The sequence below is a fragment of the Bacillus sp. GMs2/2 genome (assembly GCF_050172095.1).
GTDB classification, from domain to species: domain Bacteria; phylum Bacillota; class Bacilli; order Bacillales; family Bacillaceae_G; genus Bacillus_A; species Bacillus_A cereus.
This window is the reverse complement of record NZ_JBNLYE010000318.1, coordinates 1-4,606: the sequence shown is the minus strand read 5'-3', so window position 1 is coordinate 4,606 and position 4,606 is coordinate 1. Positions and strand designations below refer to the sequence as shown.

The window sequence follows — 4,606 nt, the reverse complement described above, 5'->3', positions numbered from 1 at the left end:
GGGGGTAATGGGGACATGAAAGGCCGCGAGTATACGTTTCGTAAGTGGCACTCATTAATGGGGGTCATCCCGGTTGGTGTCTTTTTGACGCAACATTTAATTGTAAACAACTTTGCAACACGAGGAGCAGAGGCTTTTAACAAAGCTGCAGGCTTTATGGAGCTCCTTCCATTCCGGTATGCGCTAGAAATTTTCATCATCTTTTTACCGATACTGTACCATGCTATATATGGCTTATATATTGCATTTACAGCTAAGAACAATGCGGTTTCTTACGGTTATTTCCGTAACTGGATGTTCGTTTTCCAAAGAATTTCAGGTATCGTTACGCTGATCTTCATTTCTTGGCACGTCTGGGAAACTCGTATTCAAGCAATGTTAGGTAAAGAGGTAAACTATGATATGATGGCAGATATTTTAAACAATCCAGCTATGTTTGCATTCTACTTAGTTGGTGTTGTTTCAACAATTTTCCACTTTGCAAATGGACTATGGACATTCTGCATCAGCTGGGGAATTACAGTATCTCCACGTTCACAAAGAATCTCTACTTATGTAACATTAGCTATTTTCTTAGGTTTATCTTATGTAGGTGTGAGTGCATTATTAGCGTTCATCGATCCACAGCTAGCAAACCAGTAAGGAGTGGGAGAGCATGAAAGGGAAACTTATAGTAGTCGGCGGTGGCTTGGCTGGCTTAATGGCAACGATTAAAGCGGCAGAAGCAGGAGTAAATGTTGAACTGTTTTCTTTAGTACCAGTAAAACGTTCACATTCTGTATGTGCTCAGGGCGGAATTAACGGTGCCGTAAATACGAAAGGTGAAGGGGATTCTCCATGGATCCACTTTGACGATACAATTTATGGTGGGGACTTCTTAGCGAACCAACCACCAGTTAAAGCAATGTGTGAAGCAGCACCTGGTATCATTCATTTAATGGACCGTATGGGTGTTATGTTCAACCGTACGGAAGAAGGACTTCTTGATTTCCGTCGATTTGGTGGAACGCAACATCACCGTACAGCATTTGCTGGTGCAACAACTGGACAGCAATTACTTTACGCATTAGATGAGCAAGTACGTCGTCACGAAGTAGCAGGACTTGTAACGAAATATGAAGGTTGGGATTTCTTACGAGCTGTTGTTGATGATGAAGGTGTGTGCCGAGGAATCGTTGCACAAGACTTACAAACTATGGAGATTAGAAGTTTCGGAGCAGATGCCGTGATTATGGCAACAGGGGGCCCTGGTATCATTTTCGGAAAATCAACAAACTCCATTATCAATACAGGTACAGCAGCTTCTGCTGTATATCAACAAGGCGCATATTATGCAAACGGTGAGTTCATTCAAATTCACCCAACGGCAATTCCTGGAGACGATAAATTACGTCTTATGAGTGAATCTGCACGTGGTGAAGGTGGACGTGTTTGGACATATAAAGATGGTAAACCATGGTACTTCTTAGAAGAAAAATATCCGGCTTACGGAAACCTTGTACCTCGTGACATCGCAACGCGTGAAATCTTTGATGTTTGCGTAGAGCAAAAACTAGGTATTAACGGTGAAAACATGGTGTACTTAGATCTTTCTCATAAAGATCCAAAAGAACTAGATATTAAACTAGGTGGAATTATTGAAATCTATGAGAAATTTACAGGGGATGATCCTCGTAAACTACCGATGAAAATCTTCCCAGCTGTTCACTATTCAATGGGCGGACTATGGGTTGATTATAAACAGATGACAAATATTCCAGGTTTATTTGCAGCAGGTGAGTGTGATTATTCTATGCACGGTGGTAACCGTCTTGGTGCAAACTCACTATTATCAGCAATTTATGGTGGTATGGTAGCAGGACCAAACGCAATTGAGTATATGAAAGGTCTTTCTAAATCATCTGATGCTGTTTCATCTACTGTATATGAGCAAAATGAATTAATCGAAACAGAGAAATTTAACAATATTTTAACGATGGATGGTAACGAAAATGCGTATGTTCTTCATAAAGAGCTTGGAGAATGGATGACAGATAACGTTACAGTAGTTCGTGAAAATAAAAAATTATTAGAAACAGATGCGAAAATTGAAGAATTAATGGCTCGTTACAAACGTATTAACATTAACGATACAGCAAGATGGAGTAACCAAGGTGCTTCATTTACACGCCAACTTGCAAATATGTTTGAGTTAGCACGTGTTATTACAATTGGCGCATATAACCGTAATGAGAGCCGTGGGGCGCATTACAAACCTGAATTCCCAAATCGTGATGATGCAAACTTCTTAAAAACTACGATGGCAAAATTTGAGGGAGAAGGAAATGCACCAGCATTCCATTACGAAGACGTTGATATTTCATTAATTAAACCGCGTAAACGTGATTATTCTTCAAAACACGATGTAGCTGCTAAGGGTGAAGAGAAGGGGGATAAACAACATGTCTGAGAAAACAATCCGCCTCATCATTACGAGACAAGACGGGCCAGATGCGCAAGCGTTTGACCAAGAGTTTGAAATTCCATATCGTCCGAATATGAATATTATCTCAGCACTTATGGAAATCCGTCGTAATCCCGTTGATTCAAAAGGGAACCAAACAACTCCGATTGCATGGGATATGAACTGCTTAGAGGAAGTATGTGGTGCATGTTCGATGGTGATTAACGGAAAACCACGTCAATCATGTACGGCACTTATCGATCAATTAGAGCAACCAATTCGCTTAAAACCGATGAAGACATTCCCGGTTGTACGTGACTTGCAAGTTGATCGTAGTCGCATGTTTAATGCTCTAAAACGCGTTAAAGCGTGGATTCCAATTGATGGTACGTATGACCTAGGTCCAGGACCAAGAATGCCTGAGAAAAAGCGTCAATGGGCTTATGAGCTTTCAAAATGCATGACATGTGGTGTTTGCTTAGAATCATGTCCAAACGTAAACAGTAAGTCTGATTTTATTGGACCAGCACCGTTATCACAAGCTCGCTTATTCAACTCACATCCAACGGGTGAAATGCATAAAGCAGATCGCTTACGTGCAATTATGGGAGATGGAGGACTAGCAAACTGTGGTAACTCTCAAAACTGTGTGCAATCATGTCCGAAGGGTATTCCTTTAACAACTTCAATTGCGGCATTAAACCGTGATACAACAATTCAATCGTTCAAAGATTTCTTTGGTAGCGATAATAACTATTAATAAATATTGCCTCTTCATATCGAAGAGGCAATATTTATAACTATATTTTTCTGTTTATTCTGTTTATTTTAAGGTGAAAAGGAGAGATAACAATGAAGAGGATTTCTTATATTGAAGACTTTGAGCAATGGGAAAGTGGTTTTTCGTTTTACAACCCTGTAAAGGTTCGTTTTGGTGAAGTAGATATGTTTGGACATGTAAATAATGTCGTTGCTTTTACTTATTTTGAAGAAGCTCGTATTGCGTTGTTTAAAGAACTTGGATTTATGCAAGAGTGGACACATGCATCATCAGAAACGATGATCGTTGTTGCGGATTTACAATGTAATTTTATTAAGCAAATATATTTTGATGAACAGTTGAAGGTGTATGTAAAAGCAGGGTCGGTTGGGAATTCTTCTTTAGATTTACATTATATGGTGAAGAATGAAGCAGGAGAGGTTTGTTTAGTAGGTCGTGGAATGATGGTTCAAGCGTCGAAAAAAACAGGAAGAGGCGAACCATGGCCTGAAGAATGGAAGAAGAAATTACTACAATAATAGAGTGAAAGAAAAATAAGAGAGCAATTTGCTCTCTTATTTTTTGTCTTCCATCGCTTCTTCTAATGTTAAGTGATGTTTATATAGGTATGTAGCGTATGGATTACCAACGTAGCGTAAGTGCCATGGTTCATATGCATATTCTGTTGTATCTGTTTTATCTTCTAAGTAACGAATGACAAAGCCGAATTCATGAGCGTGTTCTGCGACCCATTTTCCTTCTGCTGTCTCCCCGAAGATAGGCTCTAATTGAAATTTAGCTGATTTTGAACTAATATCCATTGCTAAACCCGTTTGGTGTTCACTTGTACCAGGAATTGCGCTTACCGAATTAGCTTCGGCTTTTCCTTGGCGTCTAACGTATGTATCATGCAACGATTTTTGGCGTTTGTATGAACGATAACCAGATACAGCTGTAAGATCAAGCCCTTCTTTTTTCGCAGCTTTAAACATGTTTTCAAGTGCCTCTGCAGCATCCTTTCGCAGCAATGTTTTTTCTTTATCTTTTGGACTAATAAATGGTACATTTGGTCTCGTTAAGTCTTCAGGAATGTATCCATCTGGTAGTTTTCGATGTTTATTAATTAAGACAAGATTAGATTTGGGATTTGTTACAACTGAAAAGTCATTGTCTATTTTCTTTGCATTATGATCAGCTTTTGGAAAAGCAGGAATCTCTTCTTTTTTATGGTTATTATGCTTTTGACTTTCGACAGCTTTTGCTTCATTATGTAGTGGTGTTTTAGAACCAAAATAAGCGAAAGATGTGATCCCGATTACAATAGTAGTGGCAGAAATAATTATTATCTTTTTCATGATGCCTTGTAATCACAGTCCCTTCTTCATAAAATGTGTATTGTTTTT

At 39.0% G+C, this 4,606-nt stretch carries 5 protein-coding genes; 4 read left to right on the top strand and 1 reads right to left on the bottom strand.

Annotated features, from left to right (window positions below):
• Nucleotides 1-15 precede the first annotated feature (15 nt).
• From sdhC to ACQGS6_RS23325, 4 genes are all read left to right on the top strand, one after another.
• Entirely contained in the window at nt 16-642 is a 627-nt protein-coding gene (sdhC, locus tag ACQGS6_RS23340; RefSeq protein ID WP_000678354.1) for a succinate dehydrogenase cytochrome B558, read from the top strand.
• Between the two features lie 13 nt (nt 643-655).
• Nucleotides 656-2,449, top strand: a complete 1,794-nt coding sequence (sdhA, locus tag ACQGS6_RS23335; RefSeq protein WP_000676750.1) for a succinate dehydrogenase flavoprotein subunit — start codon at nt 656-658, stop codon at nt 2,447-2,449.
• Complete coding sequence (gene sdhB, locus ACQGS6_RS23330) at nt 2,442-3,203, top strand: succinate dehydrogenase iron-sulfur subunit (RefSeq protein ID WP_001291827.1); 762 nt, start codon at nt 2,442-2,444, stop codon at nt 3,201-3,203. The genes sdhA and sdhB overlap by 8 nt, the downstream gene beginning before the upstream one ends.
• Before the next feature lie 92 nt (nt 3,204-3,295).
• The gene (locus ACQGS6_RS23325) at nt 3,296-3,742 is read left to right on the top strand and encodes an acyl-CoA thioesterase (protein WP_000822736.1); all 447 of its coding nucleotides are present in this window, start codon (nt 3,296-3,298) and stop codon (nt 3,740-3,742) included.
• A gap of 36 nt (nt 3,743-3,778) precedes the next feature.
• Here the strand turns inward: ACQGS6_RS23325 and ACQGS6_RS23320 are convergent, their stop codons facing one another.
• Nucleotides 3,779-4,558, bottom strand: coding sequence for a M15 family metallopeptidase (locus tag ACQGS6_RS23320; protein WP_000720201.1), 780 nt, complete (start codon nt 4,556-4,558; stop codon nt 3,779-3,781).
• Nucleotides 4,559-4,606: the final 48 nt, after the last annotated feature.

Coding starts and splice junctions, on each gene's coding strand:
- sdhC (WP_000678354.1), top strand. CDS start 16: ATGAAAGGCCGCGAGTATACGTTTCGTAAGTGGCACTCATTAATGGGG.
- sdhA (WP_000676750.1), top strand. CDS start 656: ATGAAAGGGAAACTTATAGTAGTCGGCGGTGGCTTGGCTGGCTTAATG.
- sdhB (WP_001291827.1), top strand. CDS start 2,442: ATGTCTGAGAAAACAATCCGCCTCATCATTACGAGACAAGACGGGCCA.
- ACQGS6_RS23325 (WP_000822736.1), top strand. CDS start 3,296: ATGAAGAGGATTTCTTATATTGAAGACTTTGAGCAATGGGAAAGTGGT.
- ACQGS6_RS23320 (WP_000720201.1), bottom strand. CDS start 4,558: ATGAAAAAGATAATAATTATTTCTGCCACTACTATTGTAATCGGGATC.